We start from the raw sequence: 23124 nt of genomic DNA, 5'->3' as shown, positions 1-23124 counted from the left end.
TGCGTCGGGGCTACTGGGTCGGAGAGGGGGCGAGACGATGAAGCGCGGCGGGGACGAAGGACGCACCGCGTTTTACAAACGCAGCCACGACTGTGGGCTTCTCGCGTCACGTTCCTACCCACCAGTTACCGCCAACCGGACTAGGAAACCACTTAATGCGGCCCCTCAATCCCTGCGCCTCCATCTTCCAGCAAAGCCAGCGCCTTCTGGTAGCTGGCTTGTTCTAGGAAATGACGCAACCGCCCTGGCAGGCTGCCGCGGAGCCGCTGGTGCTCGGTCTCAATGGCCTCAGAGACCTCCTGCAGCGCCGTGAGGTGGGAGGCGGGATCCGCATCGCGCAGAGCGTGATCACCGATGACAGCGAGACGCTTTTGCAACAAGCTTTTGAGGGTTGGAAAATCTAGAGACATGGCACGCACGATTGATGCCAGTTGGGGCAGATGGCAATCTCGGGGAGGGGGAAAGTTCCGGAGGCCTTGATTTCTCGAATGCGGCAAAACGTCAAGTCGAACATCATGGAAAAAATGATCCGATTTTGAAATGCTATAAATTAAATTTAAAAATCCGTGTTATGAGCTGACAACTAAAATCTGCTTCTAAAATTAAGTGAAGATTTCCTTGTTTGACGTGCCGAAGAGTCCTAAACCATGAGCATGAATTTTAAAAACTTTCCAGGCGGCGGGAGCGGGGTTAAGAGTGCGGTGAAATGGATCAATCAGGGGGCCTAAAAGTACCAAGCGGAAAGATGACGAATACGGTCATGATCGGGGAAGGGGAGGTGGATGGCGAGCTTCCTTTGTGGACGGGCGGGAGTCCCGTAGCCACGCCCGAGGAGGAGCCTTGGTCCCGGATCAAGGCCCTGATGAAAGAGCGCATCGGTCCGCTCATGTTTGAGCGCTGGTTCCAGCGTGTGGGGATGCAGCTGCTGGATGATCAGCGGCTCGTGCTTCTGGTGCCAAACTTGATGCACCAGTACTGGATTGAGGACAACTACCAGCAGCTGCTGCAAGTCGCGGCAAGCGAGGTCCTGCCCGGGGGGCGTGAGATCGACTACATGGTCGCGGCGGACGCGGTGTCTGAGCCGCCCGTGCTCAAGGCGGTGGTCGCGCCCTCGCCCGCGGCGGTGAAAGAGGCCCAGGCTGCTGGGGCGCCCAATCTGGTGCCGGCAAGCTTCGACGCAGGGGTCGCGCTGACGGCCAAGGAGGCTGCGAAGAAGATGGATCGGGTCACGGACAAGCCAGAGGTGGCCACGGGTCCCTTGTTCGAGAGCGATTCGCGCTTCAACCGTCTCCTCATGGAGTCAGGCCTGAACACTCGCTTCTCCTTCAATGCCTTCGTCGTGGGGCCCAACTGCACCTACTCCTGCGCGGTGGCCAAGGCCGTCGCGGAGAAGCCGGGCCGCACCTACAATCCCCTGTTCCTGCATGGAGCGGTCGGCTTGGGCAAGACGCACCTGATGCAGGCCATCGGACGGGAGATCCTGCACAACAAGCCCAAGAAGGTGGTGCGCTACGTCACGAGTGAAGCCTTCACCAACGAGTACATCGAAGCCCTGCGCCATAGCAAGGTGAGTGCCTTCCGCCAGAAGTACCGGAAGGTGGACGTCCTGCTCATCGATGACATCCAGTTCTTTGCTGGAAAAGGGAGCACTCAGGAGGAGTTCTTCCACACCTTCAATGATTTGTTTAACTCTTTTAAACAAATCGTCCTGACGAGTGACCGTGCCCCGAGTGAGATCAAGAACCTTGAAGCCCGCTTGGTGTCGCGCTTCGAGTGGGGGATGGCCACCCAGATCGAGTCTCCAGACCTGGAGACTCGCACGGCGATCCTGCGCCAGAAGATGGTGGACTGGTGCGTTCAGGTGGACGACTGGGTCCTTTCATTTCTCGCTGAGAACATCCGCACCAACGTCCGTCGTCTGGAGGGGGCTCTCATGCGCGTGGCAGCCCACATCTCCCTGGGCAACGGTGGCCCGCTCACCCAGACGATCGTGGAGACCCTGCTCCGTGACATCCTGGAAGAGCCGGATGCCAAGGCGGTCACCATTGACTGGATCCAGAAGGTCGTAGCCGAGCATTTCGACATCCGTCTGGCAGACATGACGAGCCATCGTCGGCCCGCCTCCATTGCCATCCCGCGGCAGATTGCCATGCACCTGGCGCGGGAGCTGACCAAGTCCTCGCTGAAGGAAATCGGCGATGCCTTTGGCGGGCGGGATCACGGAACGGTCATTCACGCCTGCAAAGCGGTCTCGACGAAGGCAAATTCTGAAGAATTTCGCCGTACGTTGGGTGTTCTGACGGAAAAAATTAAAAAGATTTCCTGACCGGGTTGCCGGGAGCAAAACGGGTGAGACGAAAGGACTTTTTTCCTTCGACACCATCCGGTTTTGCTCCCATTATGCTTGCTTAATTTTTGCCTCTCGCTAAGAGAAGCCGCAAGCCTGACCATGAAATTCTCCATCAGCAAGGAAGCTTTCCTCACCGCGCTCCAACAAGTGCAACATGTCGTCAGCACCCGGACGACGCTCCCCATCCTTTCCAACGTCCTGATCAAGGCTGGCAACGGCCAGTTGCAGTTTGTCACGACGGACCTTGACGTGGGTATCAGCGGTACGGTGGCGGCGGAAGTTGAGGAGGCAGGAGCGACCACTCTTCCGGCCCGCAAGCTGGTCTCGATCATCCGGGAACTGCCGTCGGACGAGGTGGAAGTGACCGTGGACGAGCGCAATGTGGCCCACATTCGCAGCGGACCGAGCTTCTTCAAGGTCATGGGTCTGGCGGCTGACGAGTTCCCGCCGCTGCCGACTTTCAGTGATGCGCGTGAGTTCAAGCTGGAACAGCGGGTGCTCAAGGATTGTCTGCGCAAAACCTCCTATGCGATCTCTACTGATGAGACCCGCTACGTGCTCAACGGCATCCTGTGCTCCTTCAAGGAAAACATGCTGACCATGGTGGCCACGGACGGTCGCCGTCTGGCGATGGTGGAGCAGGAGTTGGAATTCCCCCAGAGCAACGAGGTGGACATCATCATCCCGACCAAGGCGGTGAATGAGATTCAGCGTCTGCTGGAAGATGAGGGGGAAGTGACCCTCAAGGTGGGCTCCGGCCAGATCGCCTTTGATCTGGGTGACTTCTTCCTCGCCAGCAAGCTGATCGAGGGGAACTACCCGAACTACCGCCAGGTGATCCCTGGAGAGGCTCGTGAGCGTATTGCACTGGATCGCGAGCCCCTCCTGCGTACGCTTGGCCGTACGTCATTGCTGCTGAGCGACAAGTCCAACTCGGTGAAGCTGCACCTTACCAAGGACAATCTCGAAGTGGTGGCCAATGCTCCCGACGTGGGTGAGGCCCGCGAGAGCGTCGCCATCAACTACAAAGGGGCGGAGATGACCATCGCCTTCAACCCGGAGTTTTTCATGGCTCCGTTGCGCAATCTCGTCAGTGACGAAGTTTACCTTCATTTGATTGACGAGATCAGCCCTGGCGTACTGCGTAGTGGGACCAATTTCCTCTATGTGTTGATGCCGATGCGCGTGAATTCCTAAACTCCCTTCCCCTGAAGATGAAGACCTCGATCCTGTTGCCTTTGCTCAGCGCGGGCGCCTGTTTGGTGCTTGCCAGTTGTGAGACTACCAGTTCGCAGCAAACCATCCGCCAGCGGAACAGCGGGTACTCGCTGGATGACGCCCCTTCAGGGCAGGCTCGCTACCAGACTAGTCCGGTGACCCAGTCTGGTGCACCGACGACCACGGTGGAGTCTTCGGACCCCAACATGCAGCCCACAGAGTCCACGGTGACGTCGTCCACGGACGTGACCCCACCCAGCACTCCGGACACACCGCCTGCTCCTCCTTCGCCTCCCGTGCCCCCGCCGCCCGGTCCCGCTCCCGCTGCGCAGACGGGGGCTGGTACGGGTGGTCCGCCCACCTATGGCAAGATGGTTCCTGGTCGCCCCGGCTTTGTTTATCCCCCTGGCGTGGAAGCCAAGCCGGAAAACATGGTGGATGTGCGTGATTTCACCCCCGGTCAAAAGGTGCGCGACCCGCGCACCGGCAAAATCTTCCTTGTCCCCTAAGCGTCCTGGGGTAATGGCTGAACTTGAACAGGGCGCGTTGGGTTCCAACGCGCCTTTTCTTTCCCCCGCATTCGCTGCCGCTGAGCTCATGCCTGACCGGGAAGATCTGATGACCATGCTCCGACCTTCTTGAACGCTTTTTCTTTGTCTCGTTGAATACCCCGCTGCCACCTCACATCGCTGTCGTGGGCCCCGGTTTGCTCGGTGGCTCCATGCTGATGGCGCTGCGTGCCGGTCTCCCGGGCGCCCATCTGCGTGCTTGGGCCCGACGTCCAGAAGCGGCTGTGGAGCTCACGGAGCGCGGCTTTGCCGATCTGGCTTCCACCAAGCTCGATGATGTGCTTAATGGAGTAGGGCTGGTGGTGCTGTGTACGCCGGTGGAGACGATGCCTGCGCTGGCTGCGGAGATGGTGACGCTGCAGAGCGTGGTGGCCCCGGATTGTGTGGTGACCGATGTGGGCAGTGTGAAGGAGACGGTCGTCACGGCACTGGAGGATGTCTTTGCCCGTTCCACCTATCGGTTCGTGGGCAGCCATCCCATGGCGGGATCTGAACGTGCCGGGCTGGAGGCCGCTCGTCCGGACCTCTTCCAGCGGGCGGCGTGCCTGATCACCCCTACCTTGTTCACGGCAGAGTCCGCTCTGACCACGGTCCGCGCTTTCTGGTCCCTGCTGGGCGGCCGGGTTCTGGAGATGTCCCCTGAGGAGCATGATCGCAAGGTGGCCCGCATCAGCCACCTGCCGCACGTCGCCGCAGCTGTTACGGCCTTGGCCGCGCTTCATGAGGACCCCTCTGCGGCGGCTTGTGCCGGGAATGGGTTCCGTGACACCACCCGGGTGGCTGCAGGGGACCCTGCCCTGTGGACGGGCATCCTGCTCGAGAACAGGCAGGAGGTGCAGGCCTCCGTGCGGGCCGCCCGGGACCTCTACAATGAACTGCTTGCGATCCTCGAAAACGTGGATGACAGGGCATTGCACCACTTCCTTCAGAACGCCAAAACCCTCCGTGACGGAGTGGTGTGAATCCGGCAAAAGTCGCCAGGTCCGGTCAGTTTTCTTTTCATACGCCAACACCTCCATGTCTCAGCTCAAAGTCCGTTCTTTGAAACACGTCCCCCCCGAGCTCATCGTGCCGGGGGACAAAAGCATCAGCCACCGCGCGGTCATGTTTGCCGGCCTGTGCGAGGGCACGACGCTGATCGAGAACTTCCTTTCCAGCGATGACTGCCTTTGCTCCCTGAACGCGATGAAGGCCATGGGGGCGGAGTATGAGGTGCTCCAGACCGACAGTCGGGGCAAACCGGTGAAGCTGACCGTCACCGGGCATGGCATGCAACTGAAGGCTCCTGCGGAGACCATTGATTGTGGAAACTCCGGCACCACCATGAGGCTGATGTCTGGCATTCTGGCAGCCCAGTCCTTCACGGCGACCATGGCTGGCGACCCCAGTCTTTCCAAGCGCCCGATGAAGCGGGTGGCAGACCCGCTCAGCCAGATGGGGGCGCGGCTGGAGGGGCAGGGGGAAAAGATCTCGGCTCCCATCACCATTCATGGCGGTGAGCTGGAAGCCATCACCTACACGCTGCCGATGGCGAGTGCCCAGGTGAAGAGTGCCGTGTTGCTCGCTGGCTGGAATACGCCTGGCAAGACCACCGTCATCGAGCCGGTCACCACCCGTGATCATACCGAGCGTCTCCTGGCCCACTTCGATGTAAAGGTCGTGCGGGACGGTCATGCGATCAGCATCTACGGCGGGCAAAAGCCTCAGCCCAAGGACCTGTTCGTGCCGGGGGACATCTCCAGTGCCGCCTTTTGGCTTGTGGCCGCTGCGGCCACTCCCGGGGCCAGCCTGACGATCAAGAAGGTGGGTCTCAACCCCACCCGCACCGGCATCCTGAATGTGCTCATTCGCATGGGGGCCCGCATCAACGACACGGTGGAAATCAGCGATGGCGAACCTTGTGGTCACATCACCGTCCAGGGCGGTGATCTCGTGGGCACAGAGATTGGCGGGCTGGAGATTCCCAACGTGATCGATGAACTCCCCATTCTGGCCGTGGCCGGGGCGCTGGCCCGCGGCGTGACCGTGATCAGGGACGCCAAAGAGTTGCGTGTGAAAGAGACGGATCGCATCGCTGCCGTGGCGCGAAACTTGCGCCTGATGGGCGTGCATGTGGAGGAGTTTGACGATGGCATGGAAATCACCGGCGGACTGGACCTTCATGGGGCCGAGCTGGAAAGCTACGGTGACCATCGTATCGCCATGGCCTTCGCCATTGCCGGCCTCTTCGCGGAGGGGGTTACCACCATCAACGAAACGGAGTGCATCAGCACCTCCTACCCCGGCTTTGAGAAACATCTCGAACTCTTCCAGCGTGCGCCGTTGGATCCCGAGACCTCCATCCCCGTCATCAGCAGCATTCCTTCCGAGGTGAGTGAACGCCTCGCCAAAGACTGAACATGACGACCCTCGACGAATCGACATCCAAGGTGATGCCCCAGGTGATCGCCATAGACGGGCCTGCTGCCTCTGGAAAGAGCAGCGTCGCACGGGAACTGGCGGCCCGCTTGGGCTGGACCTATGTGAACACCGGCAACATGTACCGTGCCGCGACACTGGCTGTGATCCTGGCGGAAGCGGATCCCACGGACGAAGCGGCAGTGTTGGAAGTGATGGATCGCACGAAATTCACGTGTCCGGTGCAGGATGGGCGCAGCGTCATTCTGGTGAATGGTGCTGATGTGGAAGCGGAGCTGAACTCCGAGCCGGTGAACAAGGCCGTCTCCCACGTCGCTCGCATCCCCAAGGTGCGCGAGCTTCTGCTTGATCTCCAGCGTGGTCTTGGCCTCTCGCAGCCGGCGGTGATGGAAGGGCGTGACATCGGCACGGTGATTTTTCCCGATGCTCCCTGGAAATTCTACATCGACGCCTCGGAGGAAGTTCGCGCGAAGCGTCGTGGCCTCCAGGGCCTCACGGATTCGGTGCGGGATCGCGATCGCATGGATTCCACGCGGAAAACCGCACCGCTCATGACAGCGGCAGATGCCGTGGTGGTTGATAGCTCAGAAATGAATCTCGCAGAAGTGGTCGCCCATGTGCTCGCCCTTCTGGCATCCCGGAGTTTCCCTGAAACGGGTCCGGTCCAAGCTCCTGTAGCATCCGCATGAAACTCTCTTACTGGTTGGGCTATCAGACATTCAAGACCCTCGCCCGGGGATTCTTCAACTATCAAGTCATCGGTGGTGAGAGGCTGAATCTCAAAGGTGGTGCGTTGATCGTCTCCAACCATGCGAGCTTCGTTGACCCTCCTGCCGTGGGGATCGCGTTTGATGAGGAGATCTATTATCTCGCCAGAAAGTCGCTGATGAACAACCCCATGGCTCGCGCAGTTTACCGGGCCTGGAACTCCATTCCCGTGGACCAGGATCGGCCCGATATGGGCAGTTTGAAGGCGGTGATCCGTCTGCTCAAACAGGGGGAGAAGGTGCTGATCTTCCCTGAGGGTTCCCGCAATCTGGATGGGAAGATGCTGCCCGGTGAGCCTGGAGTCGGGTTGATCGTCGCCAAGTCTGAAGTTCCCGTCATCCCTGTGCGGCTCTTCGGCACGCGGGAGGCGCTGCCCCGTGGCGGCTCCATGCCTGCCCCTTCTGAGGTGACTCTCGTGGTGGGGGAGCCTTGGTACTTTGATCCCGCCAACTACACAGAGACTGGTAAAGATCTGTACCGGAAAATTAGCGAGGACTTGATGGCGCAGATCGCGGCGTTGCAGCTTTGAAGGATCGATGAAGTTGAGGCGTTCAGGCGTTCAAGGCTTGTCGATGGGGCTTAAATGAACCGGCCAGGGCGTGCGAAAAGTACGTCACTGGCCCGATCTTCCGGCGCAGTGAGCGGTCGCCTATTCAATTTTTAGAATGTCCTGCTCCAGAGCAGCCTTGATGTCCGCTGTGTCGAGGTTGATGCCGGTGTCTCTGGCGATAAGTGTGCGGATGCGTCCCAGCACATCATCATGCAGGATCGCTCCGATCAGGCTTTCAGTAGAGAGTGATCGCCGGATCTGCCACAGTCTCTCCAAAGGTGTTTTCCGTACGATGCCATTCTTCGAGATCAGGGTCAGATAGTGTGCGGCATCTTCAGAGAGCCCCTTGTTCAGATCAATGGTGAAAACCAGGTGGGGCTCGATCTTGTCTGTTGTGGACACCCGATAGAGCTTCCAGGTGATGAGGTTGGTGAGCAGAGCCCATTTGATCCCAGAGTAGGCGGCGTAGCTGGTGGCCTGAAAGATTTGCTTCTGTTTGAGAGGCGCGCCGATACGCTTGACCTCGATCACCACGGCATCGACGCCGCCCGGTGAGAGCACGTAGTCGGCAGTTCTCCCCTGTATTTTGTGCTCTGGTTTGATCTCCTCGAGACTGTATCCCAACACCTGCTGCAAAATACGGTCAAGCAAGATGCGGGTGCTGCTCTCATTCGCCGCGTTTCTCAGAGTAAGACCGATTTGGGGGAGAAACGGCTTCATTGCGCGGGCGATCTCCTCCGTCTGCGCCGCCAAAATTTCTGAGCTGGATCTGCGCTTCTTCTTCGAGAGTGAGGGGAGCTCTGGATTGAAACCATCTGTCAGACTGGGCGGGGCCTTGCCGCTGCTGATGCTTGGAGGCACAACTTCAAAATTGGCTGTCTCACTTGAATCGTCTTGTTTGGCAGGGGGGTGATCATCAGTGTCTGTCGCCATCTCCAGGTGCACTCCAAATCCGGTGGCAAGCGACGCCAATCCTCCCGCGAATCCCTGGCCGATTGCCCGGAACTTCCAGCCGTCTCCCCGCCGATAGAGCTCACAAACCTGCAGTGCCGTCTCCGTCGAAAACTCGCCCACAGCCTCAAAGCGAACCGTTTCAATATTCTGGGTGCGATTCAGGACGCGAAGATAGAGTCTCTTGATGCACCCGAAATTCTGCTGTCTTTCTTCGGCACCATGCAAGGTCAGGCAGAAGACGATCCTGTGAATCTCTGGGGGGATTGCTTCCAGATCGATGGAGAATCGGACGTGGTCCGAATCCGTCTCCTCGGTGACTGGGTTTGCGGACTGCCCGGGAGAGTTCTCTAGAAGGCAGATGAAACGGCTCTCCTCGTCGGAGGGCTGATTGTAGAAAATGAAGTCGGCTCCCCGCCTCACTCTCCCGTCTTCGCCTAGCAGGAAAGCGCTCGCATCGACATCGATAGGGCTGTGGAGTCCAGGAGTGGCGCTGAATCCAAGTCCTACAGCCAGTTTTCCATCGGAATGCTCTTCGGGGGACAGGGAGATGTTTCCGCCTTTGGGTAAAGTGATTGGCATGCCGCACCCTACGCATGTGGGTGGCTCTTTCGAGAAATTTACACCTTTGCCTCTGCCAAAATGTCGATTTTATGCAGCTTAAGACGCCAAAAGCGCTTTACACCCGCTGAAACAGGCATTGCTTGATTCAGCAAGGATATCAATTCCCAGTGGATTATTATGTTCAATTGATAAAAATTCGCACCCGTGTTTATTTTGTCACAACAAAAACAACAAGAAGATGCAAGGCCCATAAAATAAGGCGTGCGGAATCTGTGTGCTAAACGGAGTGTGCTTTTGGCGAATTGCCATCGAGGTTGCGGACTGCAAAGCTGAGGAGTAAAATGCCGTCATGAAGACGGGAATCCTCGCTGTAGCCGGGCTGTGCTGGGTGGTGTTGCAACCGTGCCAGGCGGAGACGCCGGCGGGCTGGGACCTACTGAAGATCTCCACCGGGAAGGAATACCGGTCTGTGAAAGTGAGCGCGGTGGAACCGGACGGGCTGCGGATCACGCATGCGGACGGTGTGGCCCGGGTGCCGTATGAGCAGCTGCCGGCGGAGATCCGGGAGGCCTTTGCGTTTGATCCCGCGAAAGCGGAGCTGGCTCGTGTGACCAGGGCAAAGGCGACGGCGGACGGGAAGAGGGAGCTGCGCGAGAAAATGCAGTTGCAGAGTGAGGAGCGGAAGAGTCAGCAGCGTCTGGAAAATCTTGAGTGGGTGAATCGGTCGCTGAGGGTGCACCAGGTGCTGCCGGACGGGGCGCTGGTCTGCTACAAGCACAACGAAGGCGGTGCGCCTGGTGCAGCGGCCCGTGCCGTGGGTGCGCTCGTGGGTGGTAGGGCGGCGGCCGCTGAGCCTGCCTGGACGGACTACTCCACTCCGCTCTACGTGGAGGGTGTGAAGGAAAAGGTGGCGGAGGGTGACGTGATCCGCGGAATGACTGCTAGGGACGGGGTCAAGGAAATAGATGGCCGCACGCTTCAGCGCTGGATCTCCCGGCCAAACTGAGAGCAGTAGAAATTTCGAAGCCACGGTGCCTTGCGGTGTCGTGGCTTTTTCTTTAGGTACACCGAAAGTTTTACTTGCCCGTATATCCAACTATTGACCGTAGAACCTGGAATAGGGTATTACGTTCGGTGGGGGTGCGGGCAAAATTAGGAGGCGGTGGGTTTCTGGCGGGGAGCCTTGTAGTGCGTGCGTTCTTCAGCCGCGAGGGGAAATTCGGTGATCTTGCTCGCTGGCTTGTTGTAGGTGGTGCCCGTCTCTTTGGTCTTTTCCTCGGTGCCTAGATACTGCTGGATGGCCAGGGCCAGTGTGCTGGCGAAGTCCTGCCCTGTGCTTTGCGCGTGATTCATCAGGGCGTGAATGGCTTTCAAAGGGAGGTTCAGATGGAGATCGCTCAACATCTTCTGCTCCACCCATCCGGGGATGGCGTGCATTCCTCGTTCCCACTTGTTCACCGTAGAGGCGGAGCAATCTCCTAGCCACTCAGCAAGGGCTTCGCGGGTCATGCCTCGGGACTCTCGTAAATGGCGCAATTGGTCTGGCTCCATTCTCAATAGGTAAGGGTATTGTTCGATTCGAACAACTTTTTTCTTGCCAGTTGTCCGAAATGGATAATTAATGGGGTGTAATCTGTTCGAAACGATGAATGCGACCATTAACCTGAACCTGTCGGAGGCCGGCCTAGGCCCTGATGACGTGAGAAGACTCTTGGAGAGGGCGTCGAGCGAAAAGAAGAGCATCGATGCGGTCATTTGTGACGCGGTGCACGCTTTCGTGAACCCCTCTCCGGAATCTGCAGGTGGCGCGAAGCGGCGGGGTAAGAGGTCCGCTTTGCGGCGTGTCGCCATGGTGGCGACGAAGTGATTTCACCGCTTTGGCTGGCGGTGCAGCAACCAAGGAAAAGGAAATAACTACTGGGATGAAAACTAATAATACAGGCAGAAGAAGACCAGGGGCCGGTGCGCAGTCCGTCAGGATGCCGGCGATGTGCGCAGAGGTGGGTGGACTGCGGAATGATGAAGGGGTGCACGCGGATGTGCTTGCGCTCCGGTACCTGGCTGAAAAGCTGGGGCAACGCGGAACCAGACTCCGCCGGGATGTGGTCGCCAAGCGGCTCTCCCGGCTGGGGTCTCTCGCTATGCGGGACTGGCGCGGGGTGGCTGGCCGCTGGCTCCGCCGGTATGTGGGTGGGGTGTGGTACGTGGGGAGCCGTCATGTGGCGCGCCCTGGATTCGGGGCCATGCTCTATGCCAGCCCGCATCAGGGCTGGTCGAACCTGGTCGAGGGTGGGACGATGATCCGCCTCCAGGTGAACGAGCGTGCAAACGCGGCAGGGGAAGGGAGGGCCGCGTGAATATGAGCGTGGAGCATGGAGAAGCTCGTGGCGATGAGTTCGAGGAAACGGATGATGCCGCCGAAAAGGCGCAAGCATTGGCTGATTTCAGGGGGTATCTGGCAGCTGGTAAGAAGGATGCTGTTTGGCGGAATGAGCCTGTGGATGCGTCCGCCGTTGATACCTTTGTCCGGCACTATCGGCAGGGGATCGGTGCCAAGAATGCCGCCAGTACTGGGGAGCAGGCGGCGGCCAAACTGGGGCAAATGCTCCTCCAGCTTTTGGGTGCACCTAGCGACATAGATGGGGAGTCGGTACGTGGATTCTGTGAGCTGGTCCGACTGGCGTCCCGTGGATACGCGGGGATGAATCAAGTGCGCGAGCTGCTGAGTGTGAAGGGAGGGCCTCGCTGATGGCCTGGAAGACTGTGGACCTGGATGTGCGGCGTGGCGGCTCTGGGCGGCGGGCTGCGTCAGAGATCGTGGCGCACCTGCACCCAACGGGGAGCGCGGCGGGCAACCTGATCTTCTTCCTCTCTCCCCGCCTGGTGGAGGTGGGTGGCTTTGCAGCCCTGGGGCACCGGGTGGAGCTGCAAATTGATCTGAACCTGGGAATCCTGCGGATCGCGCCCCGGGCGATCAGTCGCCGCAAACTGCGTCCGCCTGGGAATGGCCGGGGCGTGCGATGGGCGTTGAATGCCTCCTATCGTGCTGAGCTGAGGGACCTGTTTCCTGTGACGGTCTTCCGTGGATCGAAGACCTTTCCTCTGCGCCTGGTGGAGTTGTCGAGCGAGGGGATCACGGTGGAGCTGCCCAATCTGAAAGAAGGGGGTGGGGCGTCATGAACTTCAAGGCGCACTTCACGGTGCATGTCACCGGCTACACTCCGGCGCAGGGGACGCTGCGGATCATTGGCGCGCTGAATCGTGCGGATGCGACGGCGAAAGCGCTGGGGCAGCTCTCGGCGGCGGTGCCTCACTTCAATCTCCCGCCTGTCTTTGAGCGGGGACAGGGGAAGGCGGTCCGTATTCGCCTGGAGGATCTGCCTCCGGAGGAGCAGCCGGCGCTGGCCCTGGAGGGCTTGCCCCCGCTGAGATCTTGTGCGTGCCACGTGGTGCCTGCGGTCGCGCCGTGGCTGCTGCGCCTGGTGCATGAGCATACTCTGCTGGCCTTCCTTGGGATCGAGCTGCTTGCCCTGGGGCTGGTGGCGGCGCTGGCCTGGCTGGTGGTCAAGATGGTGGCCGTGAAAGGGGGCGGCGGGCGATGAGTGGCCTGGTGTTCCAGAAACCAAAGTGGAAGCCACGCCAGGCGGCGCTGCCCCTCACCAAGGTGCTCACGCAGGCGGAGGTGATCGTGCTGCTGACGCGCCAGGTATTCGAGGATGCCCGGTCCGCCGGGTGGCTGGAGCCGTGCTGCCGCAAGCCTACGGCGCGGAGTGAGGGGCGGGAATTCTACGCGGTCGCGGCCGTGGAGGACGTGCAGAACCGCATGCTCGCCGGGGAGTACCCGGAAACAACTAGCAATCACTGATCATGCCCTGGGACGAACACAACGCTTGGATGGAGATGGTATTGGTTGGCGCTGGCAGCTCTGTGGCAGGTGAGCAATTGCCGTTACTGATACTTGATGAACTGGGCGATACGGTCGCACACGTGTGCGACCGTCCTGAGGATCGTCCAACCACGGAGGGGGCTGAGTAAGCGCCATGCCGGCGGACCTGGTGAGCAGTGCGGAGGAGATCGTGGAGGCCTGCAAGGCTGTCCACGAGCGCCTGGCTGCGCTCTACCGGGACGTGCCTACGCCGTTGCTCCGGGCGGATGTGACGGAGATCCGGATGCGGTTCACTGAGCTGCTAGCGGGCGTGCATGAGCACGTGGCGCTGTGCCGGGCGGTGCAGATGGCCAGCATGGTGCCGCCGCCTATTCCGCCCGTGATTGAGCCACGCCCCCGCGCTGCCCTGGCTGCCGGCGCGGACGGTAAGAGCAGAGCAGCCAATGACCACACACTTGATCCAGACGGACCTTAGCAACCTCACATACTCCCATGGCAGATTTTCAAGCGGACTTCGCTGAGCAGTACGTACCGCCTGTGGTGTACGTGGATGGTGAGCCGGTGGTGGTGGACGACCGGATGCCCCTGGGGGACCTGATGGAGCCGGGCACGAAGGAGGATGATCCGCGGGACCTGTCCGCTCTGGCGCAATCGGTCGGTGAGCTGATGGCGAGGGTGAAGTATGAGCATCCGGACGTGCTGGAGGAGCGGTTTGAGGAAATCTGTAAGGGGCTCCAGCAGATGGTGGACCGGGAGCGGGTGCGGACGCTGAAGGCGCTGCTGAACTATCTGTGGTCCGGTGCCAGATCGCCCTGGTGCGTGATGAAGAATGTGCTGGCGGTCACCCGGCGGGTGAAGCCGCTGCTGATCAAAGGGGTATCCCAAACGGAGGTGGCCTGGCTGCTGGATGAGACACGGGCGGCCGTGCATGCGCGGGAGAAGCGGACGGTGGAGGAGCTGCTCCAGCGCTGGGGTGTGAAGGGATTCAAACTTTTCGGCGGCACGAAATCGGAGGCCGCCAGGGAGAAGTACCGGGATGTGCAGAAAGGCAACTGCAACCGGCGGGGTGGGAAGAAGCTGAAGAAGGACCAGTAAACAAAAGGAAATAACAAGACCATGATCGCGACACAATCAACGGAAGCGGCCCCTGCGCCGACCAGGGCCACGGTGGTGTACCTGCCCCACGAAAATCTGCATGAGTGCATCTTGAATCCGCGCAAGGAGTTCAAGCCCGGCCCCCTGGAGGAGCTGAGTAAGAACATTGAGGAGATGGGGGTGAAGCAGCCCCTGCTGGTGCGGCCGTCCAGGACGGTGGCGGGGCAGTATGAGATCATTGCCGGGGCGCGTCGGTGGCGGGGCAATGGCATGGCCCTGGACCGTGTGGTGAACTATGATGATGTGGAGCAGGTGCACCGCCTGGTGGCAAAGCTGGGTGAGCTGCCGTGCATGGTGGAGGACATGTCTGACGTGCAGGCGCGGGAGTTCATGCTGGTGGAAAACCTCCAGCGGGAGGACCTGACGGTGGTGGAGGAAGCGGACGGGTACGCGGATCTGCTGGCGCTGAAGGGGGAGGATGGGCAGCCGCTCTACACGGTGGCGAAGATCGCGGAGCGGATAGGGCGGTCTGAATCGCACGTGACGCAACGCTTGAAGCTGCGCCGTGCGCCGAAGCGTCTGCTGGAGGCCTGTGAGAAAGGGGTGATCGGCTCCCGGCACTGTGAGCTGGTGGGGCGCATCCCTGATGTGGAGGCGCGGGAGGAGCTGGCAAAGGCCATCCTGGCTCCGCAGATGCGGGACAAGGATCTGCCATTGAACGTACGGGAGACGGTGGCGCTGATCCGCCGGGACTACATGCTGTCCCTGAAGGGCTGTGGGTTCGATGTGGATGATGCTGAGCTGCTGCCTGTGCAATTTTCCGCCCAGGGGGAGCGGCTCTGTGGTGGGGCTTGCATGGGGTGCCCTTTCCGCAGTGGCAATGATGCCAGTCTCCAGGAGGAGCTGAAGGTGGTGGGTGGACAGAGTGGCGGCGGATCGATGGGGGTTGATCCCCATGTCTGCACGAAGCCGTCTTGCTTCCGGAGAAAGCAAGAGGCGGCGTGGAAGCTGGTGGTGGCCAGTGCGGAGGGTTCCGGGAAAAACGTGCTGTCCGTCCAGGGGGCGAAGGCGGTGTTTGTGGAGGGCTCGGTGCGGGGTGACAGCGAGTACGTGGACCTGGCCGCGAAGCCGCGCCCTCAGGATGTGGGGCACTACGACGAAGACAGCCTGCCAAAGTGGGAGCAGGTGGTGAAGGGATCGCCCTGCGAGGTGAAGGTGACGGTGGCCCGGAATCCAGACACCGGCCGAATCCACCAACTGGTGAAGCGTGATGAAGCCATTGAGGCGGCGAACCAGGCCGCGAAAGCGAAGGGGGCAACGAGCCTCTTTGGCAAGCGGCCAGCGGCTGGCAGTGGGGACGGTGCGTTCAAGGCGGCGGAGAGGAAGCGGGCTGAGGAGAAGAAGGTGGCGGTGGCGGAATCCTATGAGGCACTGAACGCCCTGGGTGAAGCGGTGGTGAAGCGTGGGGGGTATGGTGAGGATGAGGGCCTGGTGGTGCTCCAGAGCCTGCTGGGGATGATGAATGCACAAGGGGTGATGGTGATGGGGAAGGCGCTGAAGCTTCAGCCCCGGAAGAGAGGTGAGCCTGGGTACCAGGGGAGCGGTCGAGATTTCATCCTGCCGATCCTGGAGCACTACAAAGCGGCCGACTACACGCGGCCAAAGCTGGAGGCCTATGTGGTGATGTGTCTGGCGGGTGAACGGCTGGGGTTCGTGGACGGGGATTCTCCGGTGGCAAAGAATGAGCCATTCCTGTTGTTGGCGCGAACCTTTGGCGTGGACATGGACGCGGTGAAGCGCCTGGCGAAGGTGGACGCGGGTAAAGGGAAGGGGAAGACAGTGAACCAGGAAGCGGTGGATGCTGCCAAGATGGTGGACCGTCGCGTGGCCCTGGAGAAGGAGCTGGTGGACCTGTATGTGCAGGCGGGGAACGTCTATGATGATGACGACCTGGAGCACACGGATGAGCTGGTGAAGTGGCTGGACATCATCGCCAAAGACAACGGGCTGAAGCCGTACAGTGATCCGAATCACGGCCTGGCGGACGCGGAGCTGATCGTGCTGGCGGCTCGGCGGGTGGTGGAGGAGCTTGGGGTCAGTGCGTCAGTGGGCAGTGGGCAGTGCGTCAGTGATGAGGAGTTGAGCGTTACAGAGAAGATGCAAAGGTGCTGCGCTCTGGAGAATGATTTGGTGTGCTTGTACGAGGCTGCGGGACATACCTACATCGATGATGTGCAGGCGAGCGTTGACGAGTTCATCGCTTGGGTAAACACGATTGCGGCCGAAGGTGGATTGCCAGATTATCGAGCTTCAACCTGCAATATTGAAGTCTTGGAGGAGCTCGTAGCAAAGGTGCGGGCGGCCGTGGCAGAGTTGAAGGGTGAGGCTTCTCTGGATACTCCCGTGGGTACTGTGGTCGCCTGGGTATCCGGTGGGCACGAGTTGCAGGGTGAGGTGATTTCAAGGGAAGATTTCACGACCCGATCAGGGGTGAACTCCTTGGATCTTACGATTTCACTCCCGGTTTACTGTGCCTCGCCTGAGCGTGGTGGCTTGCAGCTTCGCCTGCTGGATGTGGATCAGGGTGGAGTGACGATCATTGCTGCTCCGAAGGTGCAACCTGCGACTGATCCTGAGCCCCCTAAAGGTGGTACTCCAACCTCGCCGGCGAAGATTAAGAGTGTCGCGAAAAAGGCGGCGAAGAAAGCGGCCAAGAAGGTTCCCGTGAAGAAGGCGGGGAAGAAGAAATAACTATCAATCCACTCTCAAGACACACGACTATGAAAGGTTTCGAAGACGCATTTCAGCTATTGGACGGGTTCAGGTTTGCAGACCAGGAGAGCCGGAAGAACGCGCTGCTGTTCGCCTATTGGGTGGGCGTGGCCAGGTGCTCCTCCACGCTGGAACGGAAAGTTTTCCGGCCGCCACTGGTTTGCGTGGATGGTGAGCCCTGGAGTGGGAAGTCCACGTTGGTGCGCCGGGTCTTGGAGTCGTACGATATGGCTCCTGCTGTTTGCTGGTCGTTCGATGAGAATATGTTGGCCGGTGTGGCGGACAAATTTAGCCCATGCTTGTGGGTGGATGATTGCCGCGCCCTTAATAAGAGGGAAAGTGAACTAGTCTCCCGATGGGTCTCGGCTCACCTGTGGCAGTATCGTCTTCGGGGGACGCAGGATATCGTGCAGCGGAATCTTGCCACGGTGACGGTGATCAGCGGTGATGGGATCAAACTCTGTCCCGACCTGGCCAGGCGCGCTATTTTTATCCGGCTGGAAAGGAGGGATGCGTGATGAGCTGGATGCCTTGGTTTGCCCTGGGGGTGTTTCTGGCTGGGGTCGGGGTTGGTATGCTCTGGAACTTTGGTGCCACGGTGCAGCGAATGGCTGGACTGGCGGAGTTGAAGGGAGCTGTGGTGAATGAGATCACGAAGAAGGCTCGGGAGTCCGCGGTAAGTGATCTGGAGCCGCGTCTTGTGGACCTGACGGGAGCATTACGGCTCTATCAGAAGACCTGCGCGGAGATGCGGCACAGTCTCCAGTGTGCTGGGTGGACGGAACAGGATCTGCGCGTGTCGTGGGGCGAGCGTGGGAGTCTGACGGTGCGGGCGGCGACTGAGCGAGAGGATTGTGTGCTGGTGCAGGCAGTCTTCGATGCGGACCGGCTCTGCCTGGGATTTCTAGGCTACGGGCTGAAGCTTGTGGCTTACAGGGATGAGGGGTGGTTGCCCATGGTGCAGGATGTCACCACGGGCAATGTGGTGGGGCATTTGAAATGGCCGGCGGACTGGCCGGAGAAGATCAATAGCGAGTTCCTCAAGGGGAAAGGGTTTGAGATCGTATGAGCCAGCGAATCACCTTCAGCCTCCCGGACAAGGTAGTGGAGGCTCTAGAAGCTAAGGCGGCGGTCTTTGAGATGACGCCTGGGGAGCTGATCCAGCATCGCCTCCTGATGTCTGCCATGGGCGTGGATCTGCCGTTTAACTTGGCGGTTGTCCTGGAGATCAAGGCGGAGGAGCCAGCGGAGCCTTCTCTCCAGGAGATGGAGCTTGTGCTGGAGCCGGAAAGGCCTGCGCTCCCTTCGCCACCACCCCAACCTCGCTCTGACGACAAGGTATGACTGACTGGCCTGATGAAACAACGCTGCGGGCCATCCTTGATCTGCCAGGGGTGAGTGGGCAGACGATTGCCGTGGTGGAGCGGTACCTGGCGGATTCGCCGGGCTACCAGCGGCGATACTATGCGGACCTGCCGGCGGAGCCGGAGAAGGTGGACAATGAGATGGAGTGGGAGTCTCTGCGGGGGCAGTGGGGCCAGGCCTGCGAGCTGGTCCGCTCTGGGTGGAAGTCGTCGCGGGAAATGGGTGATGAGCTGAGCAGGGTAGTGCAAGCGCACTGGGGCCAGCTCGTGGATATGGGGAAGGTGTAGGAAACCACTGATTGAACACTTATGATCACTGATATTGCTGCGCATGAACTTGGTGAACGGCCTGTCTTAATGAACGGGCAAATGGTGAGAGCAACTCGAGCGGGGCTCAAGAAGAATACGCGCCGTGTCGCGCTGGGGCGAGTCGTTGAGTGTTTTGATTTTGTCGGCGGCGGAGCTGATGGTGAGCCTGCGACAAAGGAAAGCGTTGGCCAGGGTTGGTTCAATGGCGTGTTCAAGATTTGGATCGATGAGTATCCGGAGGAGGGATCGATTGAGATCACGACGCCTTATGCCAGGCCTGGTGAGACTTTGTGGGTGCGTGAAACTTGCTTTGACGTTCGTCCGCATCGGGGCTTTCCGAAGTTTGAGGGTATTTCGGCTAATTGGCTTTACCGGGCTGATTATGATGAAGATGAGCAGCGTTCAGTAATTGGCTGCCAGCCCTGGACCCCTTCAATTCATATGCCCCGTGAGGCTGCCCGCATCCTTTTGAATGTGGTAAGTGTTCACCTGGAAAGGCTTCAGGAGATCACAGAAGAAGGTGCGAAAGCGGAAGGGGTGCAGATTACGGATGAGCTGACAGGTTGCAGTGATGATATTCGGGATCATCGGCACGCGTTCCAACTCGTTTGGGATGGGCTCTACGGTGCGGGTGCCTGGGATGAGAATCCTGTCGTGTGGGTGACTGAATTCCGAGTGCTGGAAGGCCTGGCATGAGTCAGGTCTTGTGTCTGGAGTCTTCTAGTCTGGTGTCTGGAGTGAAGCGACTATGACTATCATCGAACGAGCGAGGAAGCTGCTGGATACGCGGCCGGGTGCGGAGGAGGGCCATAATGGCTCTGCTGTGACCTTTGGCGTGGCGTGTATCCTGGTATGGGGTTTTGGGCTCGAACCTGAGGAAGCGATGGGCCTGATGCAGGAGTGGAACCAGAAGTGTGTGCCGCCCTGGACAGATCGTGAGCTGATGTACAAACTCAACTCGGCACGGAATGCCGCTCATAAAGAGCCACGGGGCTACCTGTTGGATGGGAAGCAGGTGGCGAAGGGTGAGGCGGGGTGGATGGCGTCTGAGCAGCCTCGGAAGAAGAAGGTGAAGTTTGACCTGTCGGCCTTGGAGGCAGTGCAGGACCCTGCCCTGGTGATGGATTGGGCCAGGTGGATCAAGTGGCTGAGGGAGCGTTCGCCCACAGATCCGGTCATGATGACGGCGGAGACGTTCCTGGATGCTCTGTATGAGCCTGGGGAAAAGATCATGGTTTTCGAGAATATGCGATCCACGGGCGGCTTCATGCGCTGGATCGGCAAGGGGACGTACAAGCTGGCGAAGACACCTGGCACGAAGGCGGAGCCGGCGGCGATGCCCTTGGGTTCTCCGGAAGGGATGAACTGGCTGATGCAGCCGGTCGATGGCAAATGGCGGCCCCAACGGGGCAAGCTGACGATGAGCCGTCGCACAAAGGACTCGGTGCAACGGTGGCCGTATCTGCTGCTGGAGAGCGATAAGGCACCCTTCGAGCTGTGGCTGAATGCCCTGGTGCGTGCGCAGATCCGGATTGTGGCCATCATTGCGAGCGGCGGCAGATCTCTGCACGCTGTGGTGCGCCTGGATAAGGCGACGGAGGAAGAGTGGCAGGCGGAGGTGCACAATGAAAACGCCCGGGTGGTGCTGGAGATCCTGGGTGCTGACGGCCAGGCCATGCACGGCCTGCTGTACCCCCGTCTGCCGTGCACGTGGCGCGAGGGGAAGATGCACCAGAAAAAGGGGCCTGATGGGAAGGCGCTACGGGATGACAAGGGGCGTGCCATGCTCCAGTTCGTGCCGTTCTCGGATGGCCGGCGGAACCAGAGACTTTTGTATTTCAATCCCGCGCCTCTGAAAGGGCGGGCAATCGTGGAGGGGCTTAGGTTTGAGCATTCATCTTGATGACGACGATTTCAGACATGATCACCCGGGCAGTGGGGAGCTGGCTGGGGGGCTGGCGACCCTCCGGGAGCAGGCTGGTCTGCCAGCGACGGAAGATGAGGCGCTGCGGGTCAAGTGCGTCAAGACCAAGCTGCCGATCCATGATGTGGTGCGGAAGGTGGTGAGCTACATGGCTACCGGGGAGTATGGCCTGTATCTCCGGGGCCGGGAGATTGGCACCATCGATGAGCTGACCGGGGAGTGGAAGGTGATGACACCCGGCCGGCTGCGCACCTGGCTGCCTATGCAGTGCGGGATCATGCCTGTGGAGGGGTTTGAGAAGAAAAGGAACGATAAGACGGATGTGGTGGAGTGGATACCGCTCTATGGAGAACTGCAACTGCTCCAGGCGTCATCCATCTTGGAGAGTGATGATCTGCGGGACCGTCTGCCTGTGGTGGAACATATCCACAAGGTGAAGCTGCCGGTGTTTCGCAAGGCCTTGGATGCCGGGATTAACCTTCTGACTGGGGAGCCTGACGACCGGCGTAAGAGTTTCAGGAAAATGGAGCTGCTGAAGCAGGGGTATGACAAGGAATCGAAGACCTTCACTCTGCGGGGCAGTCTGGACTATGATGAGGACTGGGATGAGGAAAGATCCCGCCTGCATCTGGTCAAGATTTTGCAGTATTTCCCCTGGGCTGAGAATCGATCTATGGCGGTGCAATTCTCGGCCATGCTGACGCTGTTTGCTGCGCGGCTTTTCGGCGGCCGTTCGCCCATGTTCATGTGGAATGCGAATTTGCCGGGTTCGGGGAAATCGCGCCTGGCGCAGCTGTGTGTGCATGCGGTGCACGGCTCTGCGGCGCGTGCGGGCTTCAGCTATGAGGATAAGAATGAGGTAAGGAAGGAACTGGATGCCTGTGCGCAGGCCTTTGGCCCATATGTGTTTTTCGACGATTTGCAGCGCGGTAAGGTGCGCAATGAGCACCTGCATCGCTGGCTGACGGCTCCCGACTGGTCGTGCCGTGTGATGGGCACGAAGGAGTTGTTTCATGGTCCGCTCTATGCGGCCACGCTCATGACCGGCAATGAGCTGAAGCTGAATGATGACCTGGAGCGGCGCACGCTGGTGATTGACCTTTTCTCACGCACCACGGCGCGGGAGCGTGTGCTGCCGGATGACGTGCTGATGCTGGATGAGGATTTCTTTGCTGATGATGCTGCACGTAGCCAGGTGCTCTCTGCCCTGTGGGGCCTGGTGCAGTGGTGGGACCGTCTGGGGCGGCCGTTGACCAAAGAGAAGCTGCTGGATTCGTTCGAGTCCTGGTCCCGGGTGGTGCCCTCTATCGTGGCGGCCGCGAGCCTGGGGAATGCGTTGGCGCCCTTTGACGCGCCCGACGCCGGCAACGTGGAGGGACGGGAGATGGAGACGCTCATGAAGGCGATCTTCCGTGAGCTGGTGCCAGCGAGGCCGGCGGACCTGCCTCCGGAGGAGGATCACGTGATCACTGTGACGCTCCAGGCTGTGGTGGGTGTGGCTAGGCGTAACAGGTTGTTCCAGGACAAGCTCTGGACCGTGGAGGCCGTGCTGGAGACGGAGGGGGACAAGAATGGCTTCAAGTACAAGAAGCCTGGTGGCGTTCATTCTGATGTGCCATTTGGTGAGGAAGGGGATGAGCCTACGCCTAAGGGGCCAGATCCGCTGCGCACGCGTCAGGCTGAGATCTGGATGAATTACTCTATGCGGAGCTGGTTTGGGAAGTACTTCAAGAGCAAGGCTGCCAGCGGCCGCTTCTGGAGAGCTGCTGATCGGGAGGTTTTCGAGGTGGGCGCCCGTGGAGGCAACGACCTGAGCAAGGTGATGATTCGGCGGAAACCGTCGCTCACTGAGACAGTGCCGAGCAAGTAGGCTGGGGAGGTTTCTGGTAGGATTGTTTCGACCAGGTTGCTCCTGCAGTATCCAATTGGGAGCACATCCGTACCATATGGCCATCACCTGGTGATGGCCATGATCCTGGCAGCGAGCGCGCCACAAGCGATCGTGCACGTGCACGGCCGCTTGTGCGGTGCATCAGATCTGCACGGTATCTGCCGGCAGAGCCAGGCGCGCGGCCACTCTGCCGGGCATGGCCATGACCCTGGATAGGGCAGGCCTGAGCAGGAGCGCGGCCGTAGGGTCATGCGTGGCCACGGGCCTACCGGCATGGCCAGAACCTGGCACGGTGCACTACGAGCCTACCAGCGCGGTCACTCTGCCGGCATGATCCCTCGCCGCGCAGCGGCGCACTGTAGCGCCGTAGGCGGGCTGATGGCAGCTGGGTTGAGCCGCTCCCCGTCCCCCGTACCCCCTGAGTTAAAAATAGGGACCACCCAAAACCTCCCCGACCACCCCGGTTCTAGACCGTTTTTCCGCCTCCGTTCCTCC

26 protein-coding genes are annotated in these 23124 nt (G+C 60.0%); 23 read left to right on the top strand and 3 right to left on the bottom strand.

Annotated elements, in window-relative coordinates; genetic code table 11:
• Positions 1 to 152 precede the first annotated feature (152 nt).
• Positions 153 to 410: a hypothetical protein gene (locus VSP_RS20690; RefSeq protein ID WP_009963083.1), complete on the bottom strand. Its 258-nt coding sequence runs from the start codon at positions 408 to 410 to the stop codon at positions 153 to 155.
• Between the two features lie 335 nt (positions 411 to 745).
• On the opposite strand from VSP_RS20690, the gene dnaA reads away from it, so the two are divergent.
• The 7 genes from dnaA to VSP_RS20650 all read left to right on the top strand — a co-directional run bounded on the left by dnaA (position 746) and on the right by VSP_RS20650 (position 7852).
• Entirely contained in the window at positions 746 to 2326 is a 1581-nt protein-coding gene (gene dnaA / locus VSP_RS36500) for a chromosomal replication initiator protein DnaA (protein WP_009963081.1), read from the top strand.
• Between the two features lie 123 nt (positions 2327 to 2449).
• Entirely contained in the window at positions 2450 to 3547 is a 1098-nt protein-coding gene (dnaN, locus tag VSP_RS20680; protein ID WP_009963080.1) for a DNA polymerase III subunit beta, read from the top strand.
• Positions 3548 to 3564: 17 nt separating this feature from the next.
• Positions 3565 to 4077, top strand: coding sequence for a hypothetical protein (locus tag VSP_RS20675; RefSeq protein WP_029190615.1), 513 nt, complete (start codon positions 3565 to 3567; stop codon positions 4075 to 4077).
• Between the two features lie 185 nt (positions 4078 to 4262).
• A complete protein-coding gene (locus VSP_RS36495) occupies positions 4263 to 5099 on the top strand; it encodes a prephenate dehydrogenase (RefSeq protein ID WP_156345923.1) in 837 nt (278 codons plus the stop codon).
• A 55-nt stretch (positions 5100 to 5154) separates the two neighbouring features.
• On the top strand, positions 5155 to 6534 hold the full coding sequence (gene aroA / locus VSP_RS20660; RefSeq protein ID WP_009963075.1) for a 3-phosphoshikimate 1-carboxyvinyltransferase: 1380 nt from the start codon (positions 5155 to 5157) through the stop codon (positions 6532 to 6534).
• Between the two features lie 2 nt (positions 6535 to 6536).
• Complete coding sequence (cmk, locus tag VSP_RS36490) at positions 6537 to 7244, top strand: (d)CMP kinase (RefSeq protein ID WP_009963074.1); 708 nt, start codon at positions 6537 to 6539, stop codon at positions 7242 to 7244.
• Positions 7241 to 7852 carry a lysophospholipid acyltransferase family protein gene (locus tag VSP_RS20650; RefSeq protein WP_009963073.1) on the top strand — a complete coding sequence of 204 codons (612 nt, stop codon included), beginning with the start codon at positions 7241 to 7243 and terminating at the stop codon, positions 7850 to 7852. The genes cmk and VSP_RS20650 overlap by 4 nt, the downstream gene beginning before the upstream one ends.
• Before the next feature lie 120 nt (positions 7853 to 7972).
• Here the strand turns inward: VSP_RS20650 and VSP_RS39750 are convergent, their stop codons facing one another.
• Positions 7973 to 9406, bottom strand: a complete 1434-nt coding sequence (locus tag VSP_RS39750; RefSeq protein ID WP_053332362.1) for a TerD family protein — start codon at positions 9404 to 9406, stop codon at positions 7973 to 7975.
• A 331-nt stretch (positions 9407 to 9737) separates the two neighbouring features.
• Here VSP_RS39750 and VSP_RS20640 point away from each other — a divergent pair, with 331 nt between their 5' ends.
• A complete protein-coding gene (locus VSP_RS20640; RefSeq protein WP_009963070.1) occupies positions 9738 to 10394 on the top strand; it encodes a hypothetical protein in 657 nt (218 codons plus the stop codon).
• Positions 10395 to 10540: 146 nt separating this feature from the next.
• On the opposite strand, the gene VSP_RS42480 is transcribed toward VSP_RS20640, so the two are convergent.
• The gene (locus VSP_RS42480; protein ID WP_044133613.1) at positions 10541 to 10939 is read right to left on the bottom strand and encodes a helix-turn-helix domain-containing protein; all 399 of its coding nucleotides are present in this window, start codon (positions 10937 to 10939) and stop codon (positions 10541 to 10543) included.
• 371 nt (positions 10940 to 11310) lie between these two features.
• Between VSP_RS42480 and VSP_RS20625 the strand changes: the two genes are divergently transcribed.
• The 15 genes from VSP_RS20625 (at position 11311) to VSP_RS20555 (ending at position 22608) form a co-directional block, all read left to right on the top strand.
• Positions 11311 to 11745 (top strand): hypothetical protein, encoded by a 435-nt coding sequence (locus VSP_RS20625; RefSeq protein ID WP_198141203.1) that lies wholly within the window; start codon positions 11311 to 11313, stop codon positions 11743 to 11745.
• 2 nt (positions 11746 to 11747) lie between these two features.
• Entirely contained in the window at positions 11748 to 12137 is a 390-nt protein-coding gene (locus tag VSP_RS20620; protein WP_009963065.1) for a hypothetical protein, read from the top strand.
• On the top strand, positions 12137 to 12568 hold the full coding sequence (locus tag VSP_RS20615) for a hypothetical protein (protein ID WP_009963064.1): 432 nt from the start codon (positions 12137 to 12139) through the stop codon (positions 12566 to 12568). Before VSP_RS20620 ends, VSP_RS20615 begins: the two co-directional genes overlap by 1 nt.
• Positions 12565 to 12990: a hypothetical protein gene (locus VSP_RS20610; protein WP_009963063.1), complete on the top strand. Its 426-nt coding sequence runs from the start codon at positions 12565 to 12567 to the stop codon at positions 12988 to 12990. The genes VSP_RS20615 and VSP_RS20610 overlap by 4 nt, the downstream gene beginning before the upstream one ends.
• A gap of 8 nt (positions 12991 to 12998) precedes the next feature.
• A complete protein-coding gene (locus VSP_RS20605; RefSeq protein ID WP_198141202.1) occupies positions 12999 to 13253 on the top strand; it encodes a hypothetical protein in 255 nt (84 codons plus the stop codon).
• Positions 13254 to 13428: 175 nt separating this feature from the next.
• Entirely contained in the window at positions 13429 to 13749 is a 321-nt protein-coding gene (locus VSP_RS20600; RefSeq protein WP_009963059.1) for a hypothetical protein, read from the top strand.
• A gap of 17 nt (positions 13750 to 13766) precedes the next feature.
• Positions 13767 to 14369: a hypothetical protein gene (locus VSP_RS20595; RefSeq protein WP_009963057.1), complete on the top strand. Its 603-nt coding sequence runs from the start codon at positions 13767 to 13769 to the stop codon at positions 14367 to 14369.
• A gap of 21 nt (positions 14370 to 14390) precedes the next feature.
• Complete coding sequence (locus VSP_RS20590) at positions 14391 to 17120, top strand: ParB/RepB/Spo0J family partition protein (RefSeq protein ID WP_009963056.1); 2730 nt, start codon at positions 14391 to 14393, stop codon at positions 17118 to 17120.
• 29 nt (positions 17121 to 17149) lie between these two features.
• Positions 17150 to 17659: a hypothetical protein gene (locus VSP_RS20585; RefSeq protein WP_009963055.1), complete on the top strand. Its 510-nt coding sequence runs from the start codon at positions 17150 to 17152 to the stop codon at positions 17657 to 17659.
• Positions 17660 to 17667: 8 nt separating this feature from the next.
• Positions 17668 to 18210 carry a hypothetical protein gene (locus VSP_RS20580; RefSeq protein WP_156345928.1) on the top strand — a complete coding sequence of 181 codons (543 nt, stop codon included), beginning with the start codon at positions 17668 to 17670 and terminating at the stop codon, positions 18208 to 18210.
• Entirely contained in the window at positions 18207 to 18485 is a 279-nt protein-coding gene (locus VSP_RS20575) for a hypothetical protein (RefSeq protein ID WP_009963053.1), read from the top strand. Before VSP_RS20580 ends, VSP_RS20575 begins: the two co-directional genes overlap by 4 nt.
• Complete coding sequence (locus VSP_RS20570) at positions 18482 to 18793, top strand: hypothetical protein (protein ID WP_009963051.1); 312 nt, start codon at positions 18482 to 18484, stop codon at positions 18791 to 18793. Before VSP_RS20575 ends, VSP_RS20570 begins: the two co-directional genes overlap by 4 nt.
• 21 nt (positions 18794 to 18814) lie before the next feature.
• Positions 18815 to 19510: a hypothetical protein gene (locus VSP_RS20565; RefSeq protein ID WP_009963050.1), complete on the top strand. Its 696-nt coding sequence runs from the start codon at positions 18815 to 18817 to the stop codon at positions 19508 to 19510.
• A gap of 52 nt (positions 19511 to 19562) precedes the next feature.
• Positions 19563 to 20717 (top strand): hypothetical protein, encoded by a 1155-nt coding sequence (locus VSP_RS20560; RefSeq protein ID WP_009963049.1) that lies wholly within the window; start codon positions 19563 to 19565, stop codon positions 20715 to 20717.
• On the top strand, positions 20701 to 22608 hold the full coding sequence (locus VSP_RS20555; protein WP_009963048.1) for a hypothetical protein: 1908 nt from the start codon (positions 20701 to 20703) through the stop codon (positions 22606 to 22608). The genes VSP_RS20560 and VSP_RS20555 overlap by 17 nt, the downstream gene beginning before the upstream one ends.
• Positions 22609 to 23124: the final 516 nt, after the last annotated feature.

The sequence above is a fragment of the Verrucomicrobium spinosum DSM 4136 = JCM 18804 genome (genome assembly GCF_000172155.1).
In the GTDB taxonomy this organism is placed as follows: Bacteria; Verrucomicrobiota; Verrucomicrobiia; order Verrucomicrobiales; family Verrucomicrobiaceae; genus Verrucomicrobium; species Verrucomicrobium spinosum.
This window is presented reverse-complemented; position numbering and strand designations above follow the sequence as displayed.